The sequence below is a fragment of the Hominimerdicola alba genome (assembly GCF_900112155.1).
Lineage (GTDB): Bacteria > Bacillota > Clostridia > Oscillospirales > Ruminococcaceae > Hominimerdicola > Hominimerdicola alba_D.
The window spans coordinates 107,939-131,880 of sequence record NZ_FOKQ01000003.1 but is presented as its reverse complement, the minus strand read 5'-3'; the positions used below and the strand labels follow the sequence as shown (position 1 = coordinate 131,880).

The window sequence follows — 23,942 nt, the reverse complement described above, 5'->3', positions numbered from 1 at the left end:
GGGCTTGTGACAGAAGAAGGTTACAGCTATGACAGCAAATCGGCGTTTTGGAGCATATCTTTGCTGCATCTGAAAGGCAGCAGAGACTGGAATTCCGAAGGAGACAGAGATTCACGGTTCTGCATTATATCCCCATAGTTACTTCTGATATCAGTGATGGAGATGCTTTTGTCAGGGAAGTTCTTGAAAGTCTTTCTCGGGTGCTTGGTGATGAACAAAAAGAGGAATGGTGAAAAAATCCGTTAAAACTCTTGACAAGCGCGGGTATTTCGTATATAATAGATGTATATGTAAATGCTGTGACGGAATTATCCGCAGGCGAGGACTTCAGAGAGGGAGCGGTCGGTGTAAGCTCCTGTCCGGATGGCGGTGGCTGACCTGAGCTTGTGCTGTGAAAACAGTGACGTATCATCTGCGTTAAAGATGTCGAGTGGGCGTGTGCTATAGTATGCGTCAATTTGGGTGGTAACACGGAGTATCAGCTTCGTCCCATGTGCAGGGGCGGGGCTGTTTTTTATAGATATTGCGGCATTTACCATTGACAGAGAAAAAGAACTAATGGAGATATACATAACGGGAGGTGCTTCACGGTGAGCGTAAGATTATCAAAGGAAGAATCGGAAAAGCGTCTTGACCTCAGGAAAGATACGGTAAAGAAAGTCTGTCTTGCAAAGGCGGATATTATGAGCCATCTGATATCAAGAGTGGCTGTGGTGCTGGATGTATCCGGCTCTATGCAGAACTCTTTCAAGAGCGGCATGGTTCAGGCAACCCTGGAAAGACTGCTTCCGCTGGCTATGGCTTTTGATGATGACGGCTCCATGGAGGTCTGGACTTTTGATCACGAGTTCAAGCGGTATCCGCCCATAACAAGGACGAATTTCTACAACTACATCACGGATAATAAGATATCTGCCAGGGGCGGTACAATGTATGCTCCTGTGCTTTGCGATGTGGGCAAGTATTTCGCTGAAGAAGAGCCTGCAAAGATACCTACCTATGTTATATTCATTACCGATGGCGACAATGCCGATGGCCCTGATACGGACAAGGCTATAAAGGCTCTTTCTCACTTCCCGATATTCTTCCAGTTTGTGGGAATAAGCGGGTTTGGCACGAATGGTTTCAGGTATCTGGCAGAGCTTGACGAGATGGACGGCAGATATGTTGATAATGCGAATTTCTTTGCTATAGAAAATCTTGCCGATATTGATGTCATAGACGATGCATCCCTCTACACAAAGCTTATGGATGAATATCCGAAATGGCTGGCTTACCCTCAGGTCAGGGAAATGATCGAGAGGGGCGATATCATGGACAAGCAGAAGAAAAAGCTTCTAAAAAAACTCAAAAGACGCAACGGCGGTACAGAGTCTAATGCCGGCGACATTCTGGGTGCAATTATTGATATTATACTTGAATTTTTAACGTAAATTATTTTTTGAAAGGAAAGATATATAATGGAATGGACTAGTCTTAATGATCTGAGAGAATCCTATCTGAAATTTTTTGAAAGCAAGGGCTGTCTGAGGCACAAGAGTTATCCTCTGGTACCCCAGAACGACAAGAGCCTGCTGCTGATCGTTGCAGGTATGGCTCCTCTGAAGCCTTATTTCACAGGTCAGGAGGTTCCTCCAAGAGTGAGGATGACTACATGTCAGAAGTGTATCAGAACAGGCGACATCGAGAACGTTGGTAAGACCGCAAGACACGGCACTTATTTCGAGATGCTTGGTAACTTCTCATTTGGCGATTACTTCAAGAAAGAGGCTATCGCTTGGGCTTGGGAGTATGTTACAGAAGTTCTGAAACTGCCCCTTGACAGACTGCACGTATCTGTATACGAGGACGATGATGAGGCTGAAAAGATCTGGCACGAAGAGATCGGTGTGCCTATGGATCACATTGTCCGCATGGGCAAGGAGGATAACTTCTGGGAGGCTGGTACTGACGGTCCCTGCGGTCCTTGCTCTGAGATATACTTCGACCGCGGCGAGAAGTACGGCTGCGGCAAGCCTGATTGTAAGGTAGGCTGCGACTGCGACAGATTCATGGAGTTCTGGAATCTGGTATTCACCCAGTTTGAAAGACACGAGGACGGTACCTACACTCCTCTGGCACAGAAGAACATCGACACAGGTATGGGTCTTGAAAGACTTGCTGCACTGATGCAGGGCGTTGATTCCATATTCGATGTTGATACAGTTAAGGCTATCAGAGACCACATCTGCAAGATAGCAGGCTGCGAGTACGGCGCTGAGTATAAGAAAGACGTTTCTATCCGCGTTATTACCGACCATATCCGTGCGGTAACATTCCTTGCTTCCGACGGTGTTCTTCCTTCAAACGAGGGCAGGGGCTATGTTATGAGAAGACTTCTCAGACGTGCTGTTCGTCACGGCAAACTGCTGGGCATCAATGGTCTGTTCCTTAAAGACCTTGTTAAGACTGTTGTTGACTGCAACAAGTGCGAGTACAATGAGCTTGAAGAAAAGTTCGATTACATCGTAAAGGTACTGACTACTGAGGAGCAGAACTTCAACTCCACTATCGACAGAGGTATGAAGATCCTCGATGAATACATCGAGAAGCTTCAGGCTGAGGGCAAGACAATGCTGGACGGCGAAAGCTGCTTCAAGCTTTCGGATACATACGGTTTCCCTCTCGATCTGACCAGAGAGATACTGGAAGAAAAGGGACTTTCTGCCGATGAAGAGGGCTATGCAGTATGCATGGAGAAGCAGAGAGAGACCGCAAGAGGAGCAAGAGAATCTCAGGGCTACATGGGCGCTGAGGAGACCGTATTCCACAAGATAGACAAGAACGTTTCCACTAAGTTCACAGGCTATGACAAGACCGAGGACACAGGCGTTATCTCATATCTGGCTAACGATGAAGACCTCATCGAGAATGCAGGTGTTGAGGACGTTGTATACATCGTTCCCGACCAGACCTGTTTCTATGCTGAGAGCGGCGGACAGTCAGGCGACACTGGTGTTGTTGAGACTGCTACCGGCAAGGCAGAAGTTCTTGATACACAGAAGGCTGTTGGCGGAAAGTTCGCGCTGAAAGTAAAGGTAACAGAGGGCGCACTTACTGTTGGTCAGAAGATCACATTCAAGGTTGACAAGGCTAAGCGTCTGGCTACCATGAGAAACCACAGCTGTGCACATCTGCTGCAGGCTGCGCTGAGAACGGTTCTGGGTGACCACGTTCATCAGGCAGGTCAGCTGGTCGACAGCCAGAGACTGCGTTTTGACTTCTCTCACTTTGAGGCTATGACCAACGAGGAAAAGGCTAAGGTGGAGGCTCTGGTAAACAAGTACATCTTTGATGCACTGGATATCACCATGGAGGAAATGCCTATTGCTGAGGCTCAGAAGCTGGGCGCTATGGCACTCTTCGGCGAGAAGTACGGCGAGACTGTTAGAGTTGTTACCATGGGTGACAAAGCTGATGCCGCTTCCATCGAATTCTGCGGCGGTACTCATCTTAACAACACTTCTAAGATCGGTCTTTTCAAGATAATTTCCGAGAACTCCGTAGCTTCGGGTGTTAGAAGAATCGAGGCTGTTACAGGTACAGGTGTTCTTGAACTGCTCAATTCCAATATCGATACTATCAACAAGGCATCTGAGACACTGAAACTCAACAACCCTGCTGAACTGGTTTCACGCTGCGGCGCTGTAATGCAGGAGATAAAGGGTCTGGAGAAGGAGAGAGATTCTCTGGAGACTGCAATGGCTAACATGAGAGCAAAGTCGGTTCTGGAAAATGCTGTTGATGTTAACGGTGTTTCTGTGGCAACTGCTCAGTTGACAAATATTAAGCCCGATGTACTGAGAAAGATGGCTGACGAGCTCAAGGCTGCAAACGACAACGTTCTGGTTATCATGACAACCGTAAACGGCGACAAGGGCAACATCGTTGCTGCTTGTGGCAAGGACGCTGTTGCTAAGGGTGCTCATGCAGGCAAGATTGCTGGCAAGATAGCTGCGCTGACTAACGGCAAGGGCGGCGGACGTCCTGATTCGGCTATGGCAGGTGTTGGCGATATCGCGCTTATCGGTGCTGCACTTGAAAAGGCTGCTGAAGTTGCAGGCGAGTTCATAAAGTAACATAAAATATCAATCTGCGGCGGCGCAAAATCATCTGCGCCGCTGGCAGATATTCTTCATATGTATCGGAGGAAAGGCTGATGGGCAAGACTGTGATCGTTGAGCCTTACAACGAGGCTTGGACGTCTGATTTTCAGGCTATAAGAGATGAACTGGCGGATGCGCTGGGAAGTCTGGCACTGAGGATAGAGCACGTCGGCAGCACTTCTGTAAAGGGGCTTTCGGCTAAGCCTATTATAGATATCGATGTGGTGATAGGCGATTTAAGTCTGCTTGGCGATGTTATTAAAGCGCTTGGTAAGGCAGGATATCATCACGAGGGCGACCTTGGCATAAAGGGGCGCGAGGCTTTTAAGTACGAGGGCAAGGAACATCTACGCAAGCATCATCTTTATGTTTGTGCGGAAGATTCAGCTGAACTTAAAAGACACATCACGTTCAGGGACTATCTGCGTTCACATCCGGAAGCTGTGATGGAATACAGCCGAATTAAGGAAGAGGGAGCGGCACTTTTCCACGATGATATGGGAAAATACATTGAATATAAATCGCCGTTCATCGAGAAGATATACGGTGAGTTGGGAATATAAATTATTTGATCTGGAGGTATGAAAAATGTCTGATTGTTTATTCTGCAAGATAATCGCTGGGGAGATACCCTCAAAGAAGGTTTACGAGGACGAACTTGTTTATGCGTTCGAGGATATCGCACCTACTGCGCCTGTTCATTTTCTTGTTATTCCTAAACAGCATATCTCAAAGCTTAGCGAGGTTACTGAGGAGAACAGTGCTGTTATCGCGCATATCTACGAGGTCATCGCGAAGATCGCTAAGGAAAACGAGGCTATGAAGGACGGCTACCGCGTTGTTTCGAACTGCGGCGAAAGCGCAGGACAGAGCGTTTTCCATATTCATTTCCATGTTCTTGCGGGCAGACCGCTTACCTGGCCTGCGGGTTAAGATTAGGTTTTGTGGCTGTCGGAAAGGAATTTTCGGCAGCCTTATAAGTATGGTGATAATATGACCAGAAAAGCAGCTTGGGCGGGTATTTCGTTCTGGGCAGCACTGCTGTTCGGAGCTGTATCTCGCAGTGAAAAGAATGTAATGTTCCTGCTGACAGCCCTTGGGTTGGCGGTGATAGTATTTTCTGCGCTAAAAAATTATCGTCGCCATGCGGTGGTATGTTTTATAGCTTTCGCGGCGGGCATCGCCGTGAATTCGGTCTACACTCATTTCGTTTATGACAGGCTTACGGCGATGGACGGAAAAGAAGTCACAATGAGGGGCTATGTTAAGGACTTCTCACAAATCGACGGCAATTATGACAGAGTTGTGGTCTGCGGTGAGGTTGACGGCATACGCACGGAGATAAGCTATGTTCTGCCATATGGAGATATGCATTATTATGATGAGATATCCGTGACGGATACTGTCAGCGTTATCGAAGACGGTGTTCGTTTTGACAGCGGGAGCTACAACTTTTCAAAGAGCGTGTTTTTGCAGGGCGGGTATGCCACGGGAAGCTATGAGCTTACGGGGCGTTCGGTGAACCCTGTTTTCAGCGGGATACGAGAATACCGTGACAGACTGTTTGAGAAGATAACTTCGGTCCGTCCGAAACGCGAGGGTGCTTTCCTTGGTGCGATGCTTTGCGGAGACAAGAGCGAGATGACTCCTGCGATGAAGACAGAGCTTTACAGGAGCGGTCTTGGGCATATATTTGCTGTATCGGGAATACATCTTGTTATTGCTGCTGCATTCTTTGGATACGCTGTTGGAAAAATCGTCAAGGCAAAGCGGGCTGTCTACTGGCTGACTCTTGCTGAGATATGGGGCTTTGCGGTATTTGCAGGTCTGTCGGAGAGTGTAGTGAGAGCTGCGGTGATGATGACTGTCACGCGGAGCGGTTACTATTTCGGCAGAAAGAGCGACGGACTGAATTCACTTGGACTTTGTGCTGTGTTACTTACGGTGGCTAAACCTTACACGGCGATATCGCCTTCATTTTTGCTTTCATTCCTGGCGGTTGCGGCTATAGAGTTTGTCACACTTTCAAAACACGAAGAAGACGGCAAAGCCGGGAGCACGCTTAGACTTTCAGCGGCTGTGCTTTTTATGACAGCGCCTGCATCTGCAGTGCTGTTTGGCGGGGTTTCAGCTGCATCGGTTGTTACTAATCTTCTGCTGGAACTGCTGTGCACGATATCTTTGCAGATATGTTTTATTGTGCTGTTTACAGGCGGTAGCGCTCTGGCTACACCTTTGCTTATAGCGACGGCTGTACCTGTGAAGTTCGTACTTTACTGTTCGGATATACTGGCGAGGTATGATTTCAGCTATGTTTTTGCATCATCGAATGTTTTGCTTTTTTTAGTTATCGGGACTTCCGTTTTGATGACTTATGGATGTGTGCGCATCAGGGACAGCAGGAAAGACGCGTTGTGTACTGCGGCTGTGCTTGCTGTATGGTGTGCCTGCGGAAAGGTCGCGCGAGTGATTAATGATGATATCAGGGTGACTGTTCTGCCCAACGGCAAGAAATCGGCTTACATTGTTTCAACAGGCGGCAGGGCTGTTATCTTTGATGTTGGCTGCAAGGGCAAAATGGACAGCGCTTTGCAGCACCGGATGGACAAGCTTGGTATCCGTGAGATGCCATACGCATTTATCCTTGATGATGGCGTGGTGACGGCTGCGGGTTACGAGGACGATTTCTTTTTGCAGCCGGATATCGTGTTTGTCTGCGATGATCTTATCTCGGCTGATGGACGGACGGTCTATCTTAAAAGCGGTGATACGGCTGATATCGGAGATATGCAGGTGAAGTCAGCGGAGAGCGGATTTATTGTCAGCTATGAAGACTGTGAGCTTTTCCTCGGCAAAGGTAAGATGGAGATAAATGGCGATGTGATCGATATCTCAGACGAAAAACTTGCTCTGGAGTTTGACGGGCATGAACTTAGTCGGCTTTGATGTGGCTGTGTTTTTGTAAGTCCGCTTTTACTCAACAAGATATTTCTGGATTCAGGAAGGCGGTATAGCATGAAAAAGACCGGTGTTAAACTTATACTTTCGTTTATGGCATTTTTATCCGTAAATCTTTATTTTATGTTTAAGGGTGCTGCGAAAGGTGCTGAATTTTTCATATCTCCTGCTGTAGAGGAAACTATTTTCTTTATCTTTTTACAGCTGTCCGTCATTGTTGTTTACTTTGTTCGTCCACTTACAGTAAAAAAATCAAAAATAATCTATTGGTGTGTTTCCGAGTTGTTTGTTCTTGTAACGGTTTACTTTTGGGGCATATTTATAGTCGGACCTATATGGTTTCAATAATATAAATTCTGATCTATATCAGGATAATTTTAGCATAAAATTAGTCAGGGAGGCTGTGTTATGGCTGTCAGCAATACTTCAAATATTACTAAAGATATCAAAAATGGTGAGGCGGCAAGCCTTTACTATTTTTACGGTCATGATACGGCTTCAATTGAAAGCTTTACAAAATGGCTGATAAACAAGCTTTGTCCGAAGGATGCTCAGTTCATGAATTTTCATAAGTTTGAGGGCAAGGGTCTGGATATACCTGCGCTGGTTGATGCCTGCGAGGCTTTGCCTATGTTCGCAGAACGTGTTGTTATCGCTATAAACGATCTTCGCATGGAGGACATAAGCAAAGAGGACGGCGATGCCCTGAGGAAGATAGTATCCAATCTTTCGGAGACCACCACGGTAATAATTTATTCTACCGGTGTTGACCTTTACAAGAACAAGAGGAATCTCACGGACAAGAATAAGAGGTTCTGTGACCACTGCGCTAAGTACGGCGAGGTGGTGGACTTTGCTTATAAGTCGGCAGGTGAGCTTGGTCGCTCCATCGCGGCGGCTTTGCAGAAGAACGGCTGCTCCATTGATAAGAGGACAGCTGAATATCTGGCGGAGTGTTGCGGCTGCGATTCGGCTTATATTAAGCAGGAGATCGACAAGCTTTCGGCTTATGCACAGGGGCGGTCGGTGACGAAAGAGGATATCGACACCATATGCGTAAAGCACATTGAATCAGATGGTTACGAGCTGGCTGTGAATATCCTCAACAACAATGCAAAATACGTATACAATCGACTTTCCGAGCTTGCAAAGCAGGATTATGATGCTTATGAGATAGTGAGCATAATCGGATTTTCACTGACGGATATATATCGTGCTAAGCTTGCAAGGTCATCGGGGCTGTCAGCAGCTGATGCCTGCAAGGATTTCGGGTATGCGAAGAACAGGGAATTCGCGGTGAAAAAAGCTTTTCAGATTTGCGGAAGTATTTCCCTTACCAAGATAAGAGAGGTACTGAAGATAATGTCTCAGACCGATCTTACTATGAAGACCACATCGCTGGATAAAAAAGGCGCTATGTTGGTGCTAGAACAGCGTGTGGCAGAATGTTTCATGGCAGGAAACGGCAGGGTTTAATGATGGAAAAGATCAAAGTCAAGCAGGCGGTCGTTGTTGAGGGAAAGTACGACAAGATCGCTTTAAAAAATGTTATAGACGGAGTGATAATCACCACTGACGGTTTCGGAGTTTACAGGAGTGAGGACAAAATAAAACTCATTCAGATGTACGCGAAAAGTGTAGGGCTTATCATTCTGACGGATTCGGATACTGCGGGTCAGCAGATACGCGGACGGATAAAAAGTCTTGTGGGTGATGCACAGATCATCAATGTGTATTGCCCTGTGATATTCGGCAAGGAGCGCAGGAAAGATCATGCTTCAAAAGAGGGAAAACTAGGAGTTGAAGGCATGAGCGTCGAAGTGCTGAGAGAGGCTTTTGAAAAGGCGGGACTTGCTGGAGATGCGGAGATAGTCCGTGAACCTGTGACAAAACAGGATATGATCGCTCTGGGTCTGAACGGTTCACCTAACAGTTCGCTTTTGCGTGAAAAGGCGGCGGAATCCCTTGGATTACCTGCTAAACTTTCTTCAAACGCTCTGCGTGATGCAGTAAGCACCATGATGGGCAGAGATGCATTTATAGAATTTATCAATAAAATGAAAGGGGCGGAAAAATGAGCGATATCAGCTTTTTATATTTTTTTCTGCCCGTTTTTACGGGTCTTTATCTGATAACGCCCAAGGTGTTGAAAAGGCTGCTGGTGATACTGGCGGGTGCGGGTGTTATCCTTTGGGCGGACCCTATGGGGCTGATACCTATGGGAGTCTGCATACTGAGCGGATATCTGTTCGGTATATTCATACATAATTTCAGGGAGAAAGTCTGGGGTAAGGTCTTCCTCGGTCTGGAAATAGCCGTCAATGCTGCAGTGTTACTGCTGTTTCATCGGACGGCATTTGACGGTACTGACTTTATGACTCTCATTGGGCAGAGATCCCTGATAAAAAGCGCTGCTGCCGTCGGTGCCGCAGTGATGCCATTGCATTCGGTGGCATACTGCATAGACGTTTACAAGAAAAAGTATGTCTGCGAGCACAGGTTCACAACAGTTGCTGAGTATATCGCTTTTTTTCCGACATTCGGTGCAGGGCCCATACTCAGCTTTGACAAGATGAAGTCTCAGTTTGAAGATCCAAAACCAAGCTTTTCAAAATGTGCTGTGGGTGTCAGGATGCTGATGCTTGGTCTTATAATGAAGCTTTTTTTATCAAACGCCATGAATGATATGTGGCACGATGTGACTGACATCCCTTTGAAAAGTATGCCTGCGACTACTGCGTGGATGGGTGCATTGGCATTTGCTATGTTCTTCTATTTTGAAGTCTGTGCTTTCTGCTGTATGGCCTGTGGAATGGCTTCTCTTATGGGGATAGAGCTGAATTACAGTCTGCCGGTAGGGATACACTCCAAGAGTTTCAGAGCGTTGTGCAGACGTGCTAATCCGTCGCTGTATCACTGGTCAAGAAACTATATTTACAGGAACATAAAGGGTGACGGCAATGGCTTTTCGGAATTTCTTGCAATAATATTCTCGGTTATGCTGGCAGTGCTGTGGTACGGCGTTTCCATGAGATCCGTGATGTTCGGGGCGGCATTGATAGTAGTGCTGTGTTTTGAAAAGATACTGGAATCTCCGCTGAAAAAGCTGCCGGTCTTTGTCAGATACATTATACTGTTTTTTGTGATGCTGGTAATAATGCCTTTCATGGCTTTTTCTGAGCCTGCTGAGGCACTGCAGTACATCTCGGCAATGTTCGGCAGCGGCAACAATACTCTTGATACCGCATCCAGCTATCTGCTGGGAAGCTACAGCTGTCCGATGATAACAGCGATAATAGTATCATTCGGTGCTTTTGGATATCTGAAGAGGAAAAAGGTCTTCAACAACGAATATCTGACGACCATAATTCAGCCCGTATGGGTCATAGCTCTGCTGATAATATGCACAGCTTTTCTGGTTTCGGGCGAAAACTGCATATATATGTTTTAGGAGGTGTGCTGAGTGAAAAAGTTTTCAGATGCGATAACTGTTGTTGCTTTCTTTGCGATACTGCTGATGTTTGCTGTCAGCACACTTTTCTTCCAGGGCAAGGTATCTTTTGATGATATATCCAGGAACAGTGGTACGACAAAAGAAGCCTGTTCGGAATACGTGGTTCAGAATTTTCCCATGAATTCAAACTGGCATTCCATGTTCGGAAATCTTATGGGATTTGTGGGGAGAAAGCGTTTCGGTGATACTTTCATTGCCGGAGAACGACTTGTAAAGGTATCGGATTTTCACGGCGGGGATAATACCATCGAGAATGTGGCATACATAAACGAGCTTGCCGCTAATACGGAAAGTCCGATATACATGATGCTTGCACCTACCGCAGGGGGAGTTTACAGCGCAGATATCCCCGATCTGCTTGGCTGTGGAGGTCAGCGAGAGCGTATAAACGAAGCTTATATGCAGCTGGACAGGAGGATAATTTCCATCGATGCCTTTTATCCGTTGTATTCTGCGCGTGATGAGTATGTCTATTATCGGACTGAAGATCTGTGGACCAGCTTCGGGGCATATTACGCTTATACCGAATCCGTCGGACAGCTTGGTTTTAATGCGGTATCCCTTGATAATTACGATCAGGAGTACGCCGATGCTAACTTTATGGGAAGTCTCTACAACAAGGCGATGGTGGGAAGTATCAAACCTGACAGGATAAATATTTTCAGGTCAAAGTACCAGAGCCCTGTAACTAAAGTAAAAATGTACAGCAATGATGACGAAAAGGAAGCGGAGTCGGTATATTTCCGATCGGCGCTCAAAAGCGGTAAAAAGACGGATATATTCCTGCTGGGCAACAGATATATAAAGACAGATGTTTTCACGGAACTGAAAGATAATCCGAAGCTCCTTATAATCAAGGGCAGTTATGCGAATACGATAGTGCCTTTCTACACCGCCCATTACAGCAAGATAACCATGGTAGACCCCAACAGGCTGAAGCAGGCTGATATGAAGCTTTCGGACGTTGTTGACCCCGATGATTACGATCAGATATTGGTCATCTTTGATATCGATAGTTTTTCAAGGGCATCGTTCTTTGATACACTTACATAATGTCATCGGGCGGACAGCTCGATACGTTACTACATGGTTTGAGCATGAGGTCGCTTCTCGGCGGCAATTGTTTTATATCTTATGACAGCTCGGCTTGTTTCACATCCGAAACAGGCCGAGAATTTTTTGATGGTGTCTTTACTTTTCTGACAAGATGTGTTATAATATAACAGTATGATGTTTTAAGGGTATGTTTAGTGCTGAAAGGAAGTTTATTTATGGCAAATCTTTATAACAACCTCAACCTTATCGACCTTAATGATTATTCCGTTAGCTGGTGGGAAAAACTGCTGGACAGAGCTCACGAGATAATGGCTGACCCCTCAGCTTATGTTGAGAGCTGCAAAGGCAAGATAATGGGTACGCTGTTCTATGAACCGTCTACAAGGACACAGATGTCTTTTCAGACGGCTATGCTCAGGCTGGGCGGAACGATAATCGGCTTTGACAACCCTGCGACTTCTTCGGTCGCTAAAGGCGAGAACATCAAGGATACCACTAAGATAGTTTCGGGCTATGCAGATATAATGGTAATGAGACACCCTGTTGCGGGATCCGTGAAAGCGGCTGCGCTGACTGCCGATTGTCCTGTTATAAATGCGGGCGACGGAGGACATCTTCATCCGACCCAGACACTTACCGATCTTCTGACCCTGAAAGAGGAAAAAGGTTCACTGGAGGGTCTGTGCATTGGTCTTTGCGGCGACCTTAAAAATGGAAGAACGGTACATTCGCTGATAAAGGCAATGTCCTGCTTCAAGGGTACCAGTTTTGTGCTGATCTCAACTCCCGAACTGGCGCTGCCTGCTTACATCAAAGATGTGCTTTCCGCAGGCGGACACCCTTACAAGGAAGTATCATCACTTGATGATGCGGTGGGAATGCTTGATGTTCTGTACATGACCAGAATTCAGCGGGAAAGATTTGCTAGTCCCGAGGAATATGAAAAGCAGAAAGGTCATTACATACTGGATAAAAAGAAGATGGCTAAGGCTAAGGAAAGCATGATAGTTCTTCACCCGCTGCCGAGAGTTGATGAGATAGCTATCGAAGTCGATGACGACCCAAGAGCTATGTATTTCAAACAGGCTAAGTACGGTATGTATATCAGAATGGCGCTGATACTCACGATGCTTGAAGAGAACAGTCTGAAAGTGCCCCTCATAACAGGCAAGGTGCATAATCATCAGAAATGCTCGAATCCATTGTGCATAACCCACAAGGAGACCTATCTGCCCCATTATTTCAGGGGCGACGGCACAATGCTTGAATGTGAGTACTGCGACGAAAGAACGCTGGTGGAATGATCAGTTTTCCGCCGATAACGGGGAGCGATATCCATGTATAAAATGTCAGATGAAGAATTTTATCAGGTATACGGCCGTATGCCTCGTAAAAATAAAAACAAGAAGAAAAAGGTCAAGGTCTACTGGGGCAGGATAAGCATTGCGCTGGTGGCAATCATCCTCATAATTGTTGTTATCGTCAAGATCGTCGGCGCTGTTTCGGGAAAGTCACAGAAAGGCAAAGGCGAAAAGGCAGGTGTCACATCTTCGACTGAAAATAAGGGCGATGATTACTACGCAGCTCCCGAAAACAAGGAGAACGATGTTGTTTATGACGGCATAGAGCTTACTGTCTGCATAGATGCCGCCCACGGCGGTTTTGACAAGGGCACTATAGGCGAGGACAACAGGTTTGAAAAGAACGACACCCTGAAGATAGCCGAGGCTGTGAGAGATTATCTTGAAAGTTGCGGAGTAAAGGTCATTATGACCAGGACTGACGACAGATATATCAGTGTTGAGGAAAGATGCAATATCGCCAATGATAACGGCGCTGATCTGTTTGTTTCGATACATCGAAGCAGTAACGAGATAGAGGGCAGTGATACCCACGGCTTTGAAGCTTGGATACATACTTCAAAGCCCGAATCAGACAAGCTTTTCGCTGAGAAGATAATGGCAAAGCTGCAGGATATAGGCATATCGGAAAACAGGGGAGTACGCGCGGGATATCCCAATGACAACTCCGTTAACTACAAAATAAACCAGTTGACGGTCATGCCCAGCGTTCTGCTGGATATGGGTTATCTTACCAGCGACATCGACAATCAGCTTTTGGAAGCCAGCCTTGAACCCTATGCAAGAGCTATCGGCAATGCGATAATCAGCGGAGCGAATGAGTTGGGGGTTATCGACGATGACGGTGCAAGGCTGTTGAACGGTCAGCTTTTATCGAATAAGCCCGCCCCCGCAGAAACGCCTGTGGAGACTGAAAGCAAGCCCGACGAGAGCTCGGAAATCGATGAAGGCAGCAGTCAGACCGAGGAAGACGGATACAGCTATGACGGTGGCTACGATGACGGTTATGGATATGATGACTATGATGATACTCAGGCTGAATCCGAACCGGAAACCGTTTATACCGATGACGGCATGGGTTACTACACTGACCCAATGATGACAGAATAATAATTAGGGATTTTTCCTGTAAAGGCAGATACTTCGGCTGAGGTATCTGCCTTGAATTTTTACGCAGACAGATTTTTGCTGTCTGTATTTTTTATAGTCGAATCGAACAAATTTTCGTAAAACTATTGACAATCGAACAAATGTATGATAGAATATATACAAACAAACGTGCGAAAGGCGGTGACTTATGGACAGGATATATGTGGCGATCGATCTTAAATCCTTTTATGCATCGGTGGAATGTGTTCAACTTGGGCGTGACCCTCTGGATACTAATCTGGTTGTGGCTGACCCTTCGCGTACTGAGAAAACTATCTGTCTGGCTGTCACGCCTGCGCTGAAAGCTCATGGGATATCGGGCAGGGCCAGGCTTTTTGAAGTTGTGGAAAAGGTCAAGGAGATAAACAGTATCCGCAGGAGCAAGCTTCACGGCAGGGGATTTTCGGGAAACTCGGATTCGGATAAGGCGCTGAAAGCCGATCCTACACTGGAACTCAGCTATATAACAGCAACGCCGCAGATGTCGAAGTATATGGAGGTCAGCGCAAAGATATACGGGATATATCTCAGGTATGTTGCACCTGAGGATATTTTTGCATATTCGATAGATGAGGTTTTCATAGATGCTACGAGCTATCTGACGACCTATGGGGTATCGCCCTGTGAATTTGCCGCTATGCTGGTTCGTGATGTACTTTCAGAAACAAAGATAACCGCAACGGCAGGCATCGGCACTAATATGTACCTTTGCAAGATAGCGATGGATATAGTTGCGAAGCATATCCCTGCGGATAAGTACGGAGTGCGTATAGCTTATCTTGACGAAAGGCTTTACCGCGAAAAGCTGTGGGAGCACACCCCGATCACTGATTTCTGGCGGGTGGGCGGAGGTATCGCAAAGCGTCTTGAGAAGCTTGGGATACGGACTATGGGCGATATTGCAAGGCATTCACTGGATAGGTGGCGGATAGGCAATATTTACAGGGAGCTTGGAAAAAATGCGGAACTTCTGATTGACCATGCATGGGGGATCGAGCCTACTACTATGGCTGATGTCAAGGCATACCGTCCCGAAACTAAAAGTCTGTCATCGGGGCAGGTACTGCAAAAGCCTACGGAATACAAGGATGTTCACATAATAATACGCGAGATGGCTGATGCGCTTTCCCTTGATCTGGCAGAAAAGGGCTTGGTTACAGATCAGCTGGTGCTGATGCTTGGGTATGACAGAGAAAGTCTTTCAGGCAGGAATTACGATGGCGAAGTAGTGCGAGATCATTATGGCAGGTCGATACCGAAACATTCCAGAGGTACTGTAAATCTCAGGCGGCACACGGCATCTTCAAAGGAGATAACTGCGGCAGTGACCGAAGTTTTTGAGCGGATAGCTGACAGCAGACTGCTTTTCCGCAGGCTGAACATCGCCGCTTGCAATCTGATATATGAGGAAGAAGCATCTGAATATGATATGTGCGAACAGCTGGATATATTCACGATAGCTTCATCCCAGCAGGAGAGTGAGGAACGTGAAAAGGCTTACCACAAGGAAAAAGCCATACAGCAGGCGATGCTGAAGATCAAGCACCGATACGGAAAAAATGCGGTGCTCAAGGGTTTTAACTATCTTGAGGGTGGCACTGCCCGCGAGAGAAACGGAACTATCGGCGGACACAAGGCTTGAGGAGTGAGGATATGTTTCATGATTACAGCGATATAAAAGAAATGAGCCGTCCCTATTATGACGATCTTCCGCCTATGTCACGACATGACCGTGCGGCACAGTTCGCGCCATTTGCGGCTTTGACAGGTTATGATGACGCGGTCTGTGAGACTGCGCGGTACACTGACTGTAAGCGAGAACTTGACGAAGACGGTATAAACAGGCTGAATTCTCAGCTTTGCAGGCTGATGGAGAATATCGCGGAAAGACCTGAGATACTGGCTGTGTATTTTCTGCCGGACGTAAAGAAATCAGGCGGAAGTTACAATGTAAAAAAAGGAGCTGTGCGCATCATTGACAGTTATGAGAATTCTCTGGTTTTTGCTGACGGTGCGCGCATACCGATAGATGATCTTTGCAGTTTGGAATTCGTAGGAATAGAAAACGGAGCGTTCGTTTGAGAAACGCTCCGTTTTTTCAGTATGTCTTAGCAGAAAGCCTATTCCGAAAAGCATCGGTAAAAAGAGGCTTATCATAAAAATATCCCTGTATCCGATGGCAGTGCATATCTGTCAGATTGCTGCGCTGTTCATCGGTCTCAACGCCCTCGGCAACTATCTCTACACCCAATTCCTCTGCCATATTTATTATATGGCGAAGAATGATATTTTCGCGTTTTTCCGCGTCACCTGTAAGTTCGGCAATGAAAGCTTTATCGATCTTCAGAACATCCACCGATATGTTTTGCAGCATAAGCAGTGATGAATAGCCGATACCGAAATCATCTATCGCCACGGTGAAGCCGTTCTTGTGAAGTCCATTGACATAAGTGAGAAGACGATTGATCTCGTAGACATCTACGGTTTCCGTCATCTCTATCTCGATAAGGTGATGGTCGATGCCGTATTTATCGACTATCGCGATGATACGTTCAACAAGTTCATCATCGCCGAGATGGTCGTTGGAAAAGTTTACGGACACGGTTACAGGTTCAAGACCATTATCCACCCAGCTGCGGAGATCGCGGCAGGTCTGTTCCAGAACGTAGAAATCAAGATCGGATATAAGATGCTCTCTTTCAAATATCTCAACGAAATCCCCGGGATATATCACCTTGCCATCGTTGTTCCATCTGACGAGAGCTTCAGCACCGTAAAGAGTGTTGTTTTTTGTATATACCTTAGGCTGATATAGCACATAGAATTCGTTCTTATCTATGGCGTTCTTGAACTTCTGGCAGAACTCCTTATGTTCAATCACCTTGTGTTCAACGTCTTTGGTGTAGTAGACAACGTTTGTCCGCGAGTAGCTTTTGGCGTAGTTGAGGCTGGTAGAAAGATACGATACGACCTTGTCAAAAGTCTGGTCGGGAGTACCTACCATGTAAATACCAGCCCTGGCAGTGAGGTTGAATCTCAAAGTTGCGGAGTTTACTCTTGCCTTTACTTCGATACCTTTGAGCAGCTTGTTGATCTTGTCGATATTCTCCTTTTTGAATATGATGATAAAATTATCTCCGCCGGGACGAGCAACAAGTTCATCAGCACCGAACATATCTTTCAGCTTTGATGCATACTGTTTAATGACCTTTGTTCCTGTTCGGAATCCGGCCTTTTTATTTACATAGCTGAAACCGATTATATCCAGAAGTGCGCAGCCGTATTGATCAAAGATACCTCGTCTTATCAGTTTGCTGACAAATCTGCCAAGACCGTTGTTATTGCTTACGCCTGTGACGGTATCGATATAATAGTAGCTGTTTGCCATGGCATCCAGCCGTAACTTTTCGGACAGCGTGCAAGCCGTCGTACTGATAAAATCCAGGTCTTCAAGATCTTCAGCGTCCCATACAGTGCCGCTGCTGATCCATGTGATGACGGTTCTTACGCCTGCCCTGCGCCTGCCTTCATAGGTAAATATCTGTTTGCCGACTATATCAACAGAATTATCGCCGTAGAGATAGTATAGCTGTTTGGTGTTTGACCTGAAAGGGATCTCCAGTATAATTGCTGCAGCGCCGTATGCTTCTGCTATAGGCTTTACAGATTCACGGATGACCTCCTCATCGAAAACAGACAGACCCTCCAGCATCTTGAAGGACTGTTTTATAAGTTTAAATTTATCGTTCAAATTACCACCCCGATATCAATATCAAAATAATACTTTATCGGTAACAAACCCAATCTTTAATACCATTATACAGGAAAGTTTGTAAAAATCAAGTGATATGTTAAAAGTTCTAAGAATATCACAATACAGAGCATAAATTAAGCAAACTATTTTACTGTTCAAACAAAGAAATATCATTGAAATTGACTAATATTGGCAGATATATAAATTTAGAAATTGATTAATACAGATTAAATTCAGTTAATTATTTCTAAAATAAAGCACAAGATAAGCTTTTCTAAGAAATTTCAGTTTACAGAATGTTAAATTATGGAATTCAATAATCTGCACAATTGACTTGAAATTGAAAAGTAAATATGCTATAATAATTAACGAAGAATGAACCAGATATCTATGGATGGTGATATAATTGTCAGTTAAGATAAAAATTTGCGGACTTGTATCTGCCGAGGACGCTGTGAATGTCTCGGAAAGCGGAGCGGATATGGCAGGAATGGTGCTGTTTTTCCCTAAAAGCAAAAGGAATGTCAGCATCTCTCAGGCAAAGGAAATAATGAGCGCGCTTTCGGATAATGTGAAAAAATGTGCGGTGACGGTGTCGCCCGATGCTGAACAGGTCAGGGAGATAAGCGGGGCAGGGTTCGATATCCTGCAGGTGCACGGTGAACTTTTCGATGAAGCTTATGAGGCTTCCGCTATACCCATAGTCAAAGCATTCAATGTAACGGACATCGGAAGCTTAGAGAAATACGCTAAGCTTGACAAGGTCTGCGGTTATGTTTTTGATGCTGCTGAGTATGGAAGCGGAAAATGTTTTGACTGGAAGCTTCTTGACGACATTCCCCGTGACGGTAAAATGTTCATACTGGCTGGAGGACTTCATCCCGAAAACGTTTTTGATGCTGTAAAACGTGTCAGACCCGACTGTGTCGATGTATCATCGGGAGTAGAGAAAGAAGAGGGAATCGGAAAGGACAGAAACAAGATATTTGCCTTTGTAAAAAATGCACGAATGGCATAATTGTGTTTTGTAAAATGTTAATATCATGTTTCTGACAATTATTAAAATATTCCACCGAGAAAAATATTAAAATATTGTAGAGATTTTCGACAAATTGTATTGACATTTTAATTCAAATATTGTATAATATACAAGAGCGATAAAAACGGTGTCTGTTGCATTTGCAAAGAGCTGTTTTCAGCTTGATACCGGAATATGCATGGAAGGATTGATTAATTTGGCTAAGAAGAAGGAAGAAAGCACTAATGAAAAGATCGTTCGTTTGTATAAAGAGGGGTATAGTTTTGATGAAATTTCAAGATCTATGAATAATATCCCTAAAGCGAACGTTATTGGTATAGTAGAGAAGTATTTTCCTGAGTATAAAAGCTATGTTCAGCCCAAGGTAGATCATTCTATCACAGAGGAGAACGAAAAGGGTCAGAAGGCTAAGTTCCCGGGTGTGGGCTTCCTGAAAAGAAACTCCAAGAGTGACGATCATCCCGTCAAGATAACAGTAAACCTTGATATGGACGACGAGGGATTTCTCGATAAGCATACAGAGGGCATCGCAAAGATGCTGAAAGACGGCAGAAGTGTAAACGATATCGCAGAATTTTTTAACAAGGATAAGGCTGATATTCTGGCTGTTCGTGACGTTATGGACGAACATTTCAGAAGAGTTGAAGCATGCAAGAAAGCTGAGCCTGCTCCTGCTAAGTCTTCCGGAACCGAGGATAAGGATAATAAGTTCAGCAACTTTGCAACAGGTCTTGAGGGCGATCAGATCGCAAAGCCCGTAAGACCCAAGTATACACCTCCTACGTATTCAAAGCATGATGACCCCAAGCCTGTTTCGGCTTCTTACGGTCTTGCAAGCAATGAGCCTGCAGCTGAAGAAAAGCCTGTGGAAGAGCCTGTGGTTGAAGAGACAGTAAAGGCTGAGACTTCTGCCGATACTATTGATGAGGCAGAGCTTCTCAGAAAGGCTGTTGAGGAAGCAAATCTTCCTCCTATCATCGAGAAAGAGGAAGTTGAGGAGCACAAAGTCAGCCTGCTGCCCAGTGATGATGATAACGGAAACGGCGAACCTGCTGAAGATCACAAGGTAAGCCTCATAGATGATGTGCCTGAGGATCCTGCTATGGATGAGATCCTCGAGATCCCATCTATCGAATCGGTAAGTCCCGAAGAGCTTGAAAAGGAACTTACCAAGGCACCTGAGCCAGTTGAAGATATCCCTGAGATCGGATATGAAAATAATACCGAGGAAGTAGTTTCCACGGAAGTGAAGGAGGTTTATCCGGGCATGAGCGCTTTGGAAAAAATGAAGCAGTTTGCTCAGGAGCAGATTGCGGCTAATAACAAGAAAATCGAGGAGCTGAAGTCCAAGAAGACTGATGCAGAAAACGATGCATTCGACTGCAACACCAAGGTTGAGATGATGAAGAAGGAGATCGAGGAAATGCAGGCTAAGCTGCTTATCCTTATTGACGAAAAGGATAAGGCAGGCAAGGTAGTCAGCGATATCAACGAAGAGATCGAGGCCATCAACAAGGAGAATGCTGATTACGGTACATATCTGTAATATAAAGTGTTCTTATTGAATGATATAGAATGTTCTACATCCGCATACTGTAATATGCGGGGCAGGATATACTATAATTGTTGTACTATCAAAGCTCCGTCCGAAAAGGCGGAGCTTTTTGCTGAGGTGATATTATGCTTGCATCAAAACCAGTCTACAAATATCTTGCGGATATCGTTTTTCCCAACACCTGTGCATTTTGCGGAAATGTGATAAAGTGGGATAATATTTTGTGCGAAAAATGTGCAGAAGATATACCCGATACTTTTGAGGGTCTTATACGCATTGAAAACACTGACGGTGCGGTGGGCGTGTTTTATTACGAGAGCGATATCATCGGGCTTATCTATAAACTGAAACACGGTGATGCTGTATTCAATTTTGCTGAGCTCAGTGCGGGTATGATAGCAGAGCGGCTTCTGGCGCGGAAAATAGCAGACAGCATAGACATTGTAACTGCTGTACCCATGCATATTTCAAAGAAAATAATTAGGGGCAGAGATCAGGCGGAGCTGCTAGGGCGTTTTGTGGCGGATAAGCTTGGCAAGCCAACGAATTTTCACTTGCTTGGCAGGAAAAAGGACAGCACCGAACAGCACAAACTGGAGCGTGAGGAACGTCAGAGCCACGCAGAGGAGGTTTATACTGCGCTGCCAAAGCATCGTGATATCTCAGGAAAGACCGTACTGATTTGCGATGATGTTATCACGACAGGCTCAACCATAAGGGCTTGCGCTGCACAGCTGAAGTCCATGGGTGCTAAGAAAGTTTATGCTTGCAGTGCGGCTGTTTCGGCTGTTTACAAAGATCGCGGGGATGATATTTTGCCATGAGCTTTTGCAGTTTCCGTAAGTTTGGTTTGTTGTCAAAAAATGCCACAGTTCTTCCGATGAACTGTGGCATGATTTTATTTGTTTTTAAACTCCTGCGCCGAAGTATACATCGTACCAGATAAGGAATGTGAATACTGTCCAGATCTTTCTGGAGTAGTCATATTTCATATCACGGTGGTCATCCAGCAGGGCTACAAGCTCGGATGTATTGAAGAATTTTTCTGCGGCAGGAGAAGTGAAGCAATCCTTTACTATGCCGTAGTATTTATCTTCTCTGAGCCATACTCTTGTAGGAACAGGGAAACCAAGCTTTTTCTTATTTGCTGTCTGAGGTGGGCAGGCTTTGAGTGCTGCTATCCTCATGGCGTACTTGGTATTCTCTTTGGTCACGCGGTATTTTGCGGGTATCTTCTCGGCAAGTTCCATAACTTTTCTGTCGAGGAAAGGTACACGGAGTTCAAGGGAATGAGCCATTGACATTTTATCGGCTTTCAGCAGTATATCTCCAGCCATCCAGAGGTGGAGGTCGAGGTACTGCATCTGTGTGACCTGATCCTGATCGCGGACTTTATCGTAGTATGGTTTGGTGACAGCCATAGCATCAGGTGCGTTTGTTTTAATCTTCAGTATCTTTTTGCGTTCTTTTTCAGAGAAAATATAGGCATTACCGATGAAGCGCTCGTCCAGGTCTTTTGAACCTCTTATAAGATAATTTACGCCATGCTTGTGTGGAAGTTTTTCAGCGATCGCGCCCACACCTTTTCTCAGCGGCTTGGGAATCTTGAAATATGCTGCCATATCTGCGGGGTTGTGGTATATATTATATCCGCCGAAAATTTCATCAGCGCCCTCACCTGAAAGCACAGCCTTTACCTGCTTTGAAGCAAGCTGGCACACAAAGAACAGTGCGATAGCCGCAGGGTCAGCAAGAGGTTCGTCCATATGATACTGTATCTTTTTGAGATTATCCCAATATTCTTCGGGAGTGATTACCTTTGAGAAATTCTCTTTGCCGATGTACTTTGAGAATTCCTTAGCATAGCCTATCTCGTTGTACTTCTCATCCTCGCCGAAACCTACAGTAAAGGTCTTGTCAACGTCAGCAACTGCTGCAACGTAGCTTGAATCCACACCGCTGGAAAGGAATGAACCCACCTCAACATCTGCGAATTTATGTGCATCAACAGAATTCTTGAAAGTATCGGATATCTTCTCGACCCAGTTTTCAAGATCGGGACCGTTATCTGCATTGAACTTTACTTCCCAGTAACGGCGGATATTCAGCTTGCCGTCCTTGTAGGTGAAGCAGTGGGCAGGCAGGAGCTTTTTGACATTTTTAAAGAAAGTATCCTCAGTAGGGGAGTACTGGAAGGTCAGGTAAGTTTCAAGAACGTCTGTGTTCAGCTCCTTAGTGAAATCGGGGTGGTCGAGAAAGCTCTTGATCTCACTGCCCCACATGAAAGTCCCGTTCATCTGTGCATAGTAGAAAGGCTTGATGCCAAAGAAATCTCTTGCACCGAAAAGCTCACCTGTATTTTTATTGTATATAACGAAAGCGAACATACCACGCAGTCTGTCCAGAAGCTTTTCGCCCCACTCCTCATAACCGTGGATGAGCACCTCGGAGTCGGTCTTGGTGTAGAAGCTGTGACCAGCAGCAATAAGTTCATCTCTGAGTTCTTTGAAATTATATATTTCACCGTTGAAAGTCAGCACCAGCGACTTATCCTCATTGAAGATAGGCTGACTGCCCACATCACTGAGGTCGATGATAGAAAGTCTGCGGAATCCCATGGCAACACCGTCATCGATATACTTTCCGTCAGAATCGGGACCGCGGTGTTTAATCCTGTCCATCATTCTGCCGAGAACATCGGACGCATTGTCAATTTTGTTTGTGAATCCTACGATACCACACATAAATACCCTCGTTTCCCAGAATAAATCTGAATGATCATAAAAGCGGATAGTATCTCCGCTGCAAATACAACTTATATTATACACCGCCTTGAATGTATTTGCAATAGGTATTTTGTAAAAATAAACAAAGTCATATGCAAAAAATTGTCTAAATAGCAATCAATATCTGATTTTTAGTGCCTTTTTGAATAATTTGATTTACCCCCTTGCAAAATATTAAAAGATAGTGTATAATAAATAATGTAATTACTACCATTAAGATCTTCAAAGGGGGAGAGTGGCATGAAGGAGAAAAAGAAGAAGCGTTTCAGACTGGATATCGCACTGCTTATAGGACTGCTCGCCATGCTCGTATCTTTTGGTGCTTATATGGTAAACACCAGTCTTGAAGAAGTGCTTGAAAAGGAATACGGTGCGCCTGTGGTAACTCATGATTACAGCAGCGAAAAGTAAATATTCCTTGATTTGATTTCTGATATGCACCTTTGCTGTCATGGTAAAGGTGCTTTTTTATGAATTGAAACGAATATTAGTACTGACAAGCAATATCACTTGTCAATTTGAAAAGGTTACAAATTGTAACCTTTTGGCGCGAAGTTGTATTCCGGATAGCATATGTAATTCTGGGTGTAAAGCTTTTTACTTCACAAAAAAGCCGTAAAAGTCC

General features: G+C 45.2%; 21 protein-coding genes and 1 other annotated feature. Of the genes, 19 read left to right on the top strand and 2 right to left on the bottom strand.

The features are described 5' to 3' along the window. Positions 1-47 precede the first annotated feature (47 nt). The 15 genes from BM265_RS19650 to BM265_RS02635 all read left to right on the top strand — a co-directional run bounded on the left by BM265_RS19650 (position 48) and on the right by BM265_RS02635 (position 16,265). A complete protein-coding gene (locus BM265_RS19650; protein WP_143098654.1) occupies positions 48-233 on the top strand; it encodes a hypothetical protein in 186 nt (61 codons plus the stop codon). A gap of 57 nt (positions 234-290) precedes the next feature. Continuing rightward, positions 291-495: a binding site (T-box leader), on the top strand. 95 nt (positions 496-590) lie between these two features. Beyond that, a complete protein-coding gene (locus tag BM265_RS02700; protein ID WP_074959931.1) occupies positions 591-1,433 on the top strand; it encodes a VWA domain-containing protein in 843 nt (280 codons plus the stop codon). 27 nt (positions 1,434-1,460) lie between these two features. Further along, a complete protein-coding gene (gene alaS, locus BM265_RS02695; protein WP_074959930.1) occupies positions 1,461-4,118 on the top strand; it encodes an alanine--tRNA ligase in 2,658 nt (885 codons plus the stop codon). A 77-nt stretch (positions 4,119-4,195) separates the two neighbouring features. Continuing rightward, entirely contained in the window at positions 4,196-4,708 is a 513-nt protein-coding gene (locus BM265_RS02690; RefSeq protein WP_081358340.1) for a GrpB family protein, read from the top strand. Between the two features lie 25 nt (positions 4,709-4,733). Continuing rightward, positions 4,734-5,078: a histidine triad nucleotide-binding protein gene (locus BM265_RS02685; protein ID WP_074959928.1), complete on the top strand. Its 345-nt coding sequence runs from the start codon at positions 4,734-4,736 to the stop codon at positions 5,076-5,078. Positions 5,079-5,138: 60 nt separating this feature from the next. Continuing rightward, positions 5,139-7,091, top strand: coding sequence for a ComEC/Rec2 family competence protein (locus BM265_RS02680; RefSeq protein ID WP_074959927.1), 1,953 nt, complete (start codon positions 5,139-5,141; stop codon positions 7,089-7,091). Positions 7,092-7,160: 69 nt separating this feature from the next. Further along, the gene (locus BM265_RS02675) at positions 7,161-7,451 is read left to right on the top strand and encodes a hypothetical protein (RefSeq protein WP_074959926.1); all 291 of its coding nucleotides are present in this window, start codon (positions 7,161-7,163) and stop codon (positions 7,449-7,451) included. Between the two features lie 60 nt (positions 7,452-7,511). Beyond that, entirely contained in the window at positions 7,512-8,579 is a 1,068-nt protein-coding gene (gene holA, locus BM265_RS02670; RefSeq protein ID WP_074959925.1) for a DNA polymerase III subunit delta, read from the top strand. Positions 8,580-8,581: 2 nt separating this feature from the next. Beyond that, entirely contained in the window at positions 8,582-9,181 is a 600-nt protein-coding gene (locus BM265_RS02665) for a ribonuclease M5 (RefSeq protein WP_074959924.1), read from the top strand. Next, the gene (locus BM265_RS02660; RefSeq protein WP_074959923.1) at positions 9,178-10,554 is read left to right on the top strand and encodes an MBOAT family O-acyltransferase; all 1,377 of its coding nucleotides are present in this window, start codon (positions 9,178-9,180) and stop codon (positions 10,552-10,554) included. Before BM265_RS02665 ends, BM265_RS02660 begins: the two co-directional genes overlap by 4 nt. A gap of 12 nt (positions 10,555-10,566) precedes the next feature. Then, a complete protein-coding gene (locus tag BM265_RS02655) occupies positions 10,567-11,670 on the top strand; it encodes a DHHW family protein (protein WP_074959922.1) in 1,104 nt (367 codons plus the stop codon). A 218-nt stretch (positions 11,671-11,888) separates the two neighbouring features. Then, positions 11,889-12,977 carry an aspartate carbamoyltransferase gene (gene pyrB, locus BM265_RS02650; protein WP_074959921.1) on the top strand — a complete coding sequence of 363 codons (1,089 nt, stop codon included), beginning with the start codon at positions 11,889-11,891 and terminating at the stop codon, positions 12,975-12,977. Between the two features lie 33 nt (positions 12,978-13,010). Beyond that, positions 13,011-14,144 carry an N-acetylmuramoyl-L-alanine amidase gene (locus BM265_RS02645; protein ID WP_074959920.1) on the top strand — a complete coding sequence of 378 codons (1,134 nt, stop codon included), beginning with the start codon at positions 13,011-13,013 and terminating at the stop codon, positions 14,142-14,144. 187 nt (positions 14,145-14,331) lie between these two features. After that, positions 14,332-15,825 (top strand): Y-family DNA polymerase, encoded by a 1,494-nt coding sequence (locus tag BM265_RS02640; protein ID WP_074959919.1) that lies wholly within the window; start codon positions 14,332-14,334, stop codon positions 15,823-15,825. A gap of 11 nt (positions 15,826-15,836) precedes the next feature. Next, the gene (locus BM265_RS02635; protein ID WP_074959918.1) at positions 15,837-16,265 is read left to right on the top strand and encodes a hypothetical protein; all 429 of its coding nucleotides are present in this window, start codon (positions 15,837-15,839) and stop codon (positions 16,263-16,265) included. Between the two features lie 16 nt (positions 16,266-16,281). Here BM265_RS02635 and BM265_RS02630 read toward each other — a convergent pair whose 3' ends face one another. Next, a complete protein-coding gene (locus BM265_RS02630) occupies positions 16,282-17,934 on the bottom strand; it encodes a putative bifunctional diguanylate cyclase/phosphodiesterase (RefSeq protein ID WP_074959917.1) in 1,653 nt (550 codons plus the stop codon). Positions 17,935-18,343: 409 nt separating this feature from the next. Here BM265_RS02630 and BM265_RS02625 point away from each other — a divergent pair, with 409 nt between their 5' ends. From BM265_RS02625 to BM265_RS02615, 3 genes are all read left to right on the top strand, one after another. Continuing rightward, a complete protein-coding gene (locus BM265_RS02625) occupies positions 18,344-18,955 on the top strand; it encodes a phosphoribosylanthranilate isomerase (RefSeq protein ID WP_074959916.1) in 612 nt (203 codons plus the stop codon). 217 nt (positions 18,956-19,172) lie between these two features. Continuing rightward, complete coding sequence (locus tag BM265_RS02620; protein WP_242940753.1) at positions 19,173-20,522, top strand: hypothetical protein; 1,350 nt, start codon at positions 19,173-19,175, stop codon at positions 20,520-20,522. Positions 20,523-20,656: 134 nt separating this feature from the next. Continuing rightward, positions 20,657-21,355 (top strand): ComF family protein, encoded by a 699-nt coding sequence (locus BM265_RS02615; protein WP_074959915.1) that lies wholly within the window; start codon positions 20,657-20,659, stop codon positions 21,353-21,355. A gap of 84 nt (positions 21,356-21,439) precedes the next feature. Here BM265_RS02615 and asnB read toward each other — a convergent pair whose 3' ends face one another. Then, entirely contained in the window at positions 21,440-23,275 is a 1,836-nt protein-coding gene (gene asnB, locus BM265_RS02610; RefSeq protein WP_074959914.1) for an asparagine synthase (glutamine-hydrolyzing), read from the bottom strand. Between the two features lie 282 nt (positions 23,276-23,557). Between asnB and BM265_RS19930 the strand changes: the two genes are divergently transcribed. Next, complete coding sequence (locus BM265_RS19930) at positions 23,558-23,728, top strand: hypothetical protein (protein WP_177219525.1); 171 nt, start codon at positions 23,558-23,560, stop codon at positions 23,726-23,728. The last annotated feature ends 214 nt before the right edge of the window (positions 23,729-23,942 follow it).

What these genes read in the sequence shown, in the direction of transcription:
- alaS (WP_074959930.1), top strand. Translation starts at nt 1,461, where the DNA reads ATGGAATGGACTAGTCTTAATGATCTGAGAGAATCCTATCTGAAATTT.
- BM265_RS02685 (WP_074959928.1), top strand. Translation starts at nt 4,734, where the DNA reads ATGTCTGATTGTTTATTCTGCAAGATAATCGCTGGGGAGATACCCTCA.
- BM265_RS02680 (WP_074959927.1), top strand. Translation starts at nt 5,139, where the DNA reads ATGACCAGAAAAGCAGCTTGGGCGGGTATTTCGTTCTGGGCAGCACTG.
- BM265_RS02675 (WP_074959926.1), top strand. Translation starts at nt 7,161, where the DNA reads ATGAAAAAGACCGGTGTTAAACTTATACTTTCGTTTATGGCATTTTTA.
- holA (WP_074959925.1), top strand. Translation starts at nt 7,512, where the DNA reads ATGGCTGTCAGCAATACTTCAAATATTACTAAAGATATCAAAAATGGT.
- BM265_RS02665 (WP_074959924.1), top strand. Translation starts at nt 8,582, where the DNA reads ATGGAAAAGATCAAAGTCAAGCAGGCGGTCGTTGTTGAGGGAAAGTAC.
- BM265_RS02660 (WP_074959923.1), top strand. Translation starts at nt 9,178, where the DNA reads ATGAGCGATATCAGCTTTTTATATTTTTTTCTGCCCGTTTTTACGGGT.
- pyrB (WP_074959921.1), top strand. Translation starts at nt 11,889, where the DNA reads ATGGCAAATCTTTATAACAACCTCAACCTTATCGACCTTAATGATTAT.
- BM265_RS02645 (WP_074959920.1), top strand. Translation starts at nt 13,011, where the DNA reads ATGTATAAAATGTCAGATGAAGAATTTTATCAGGTATACGGCCGTATG.
- BM265_RS02640 (WP_074959919.1), top strand. Translation starts at nt 14,332, where the DNA reads ATGGACAGGATATATGTGGCGATCGATCTTAAATCCTTTTATGCATCG.
- BM265_RS02635 (WP_074959918.1), top strand. Translation starts at nt 15,837, where the DNA reads ATGTTTCATGATTACAGCGATATAAAAGAAATGAGCCGTCCCTATTAT.
- BM265_RS02615 (WP_074959915.1), top strand. Translation starts at nt 20,657, where the DNA reads ATGCTTGCATCAAAACCAGTCTACAAATATCTTGCGGATATCGTTTTT.
- asnB (WP_074959914.1), bottom strand. Translation starts at nt 23,275, where the DNA reads ATGTGTGGTATCGTAGGATTCACAAACAAAATTGACAATGCGTCCGAT.
- BM265_RS19930 (WP_177219525.1), top strand. Translation starts at nt 23,558, where the DNA reads ATGAAGGAGAAAAAGAAGAAGCGTTTCAGACTGGATATCGCACTGCTT.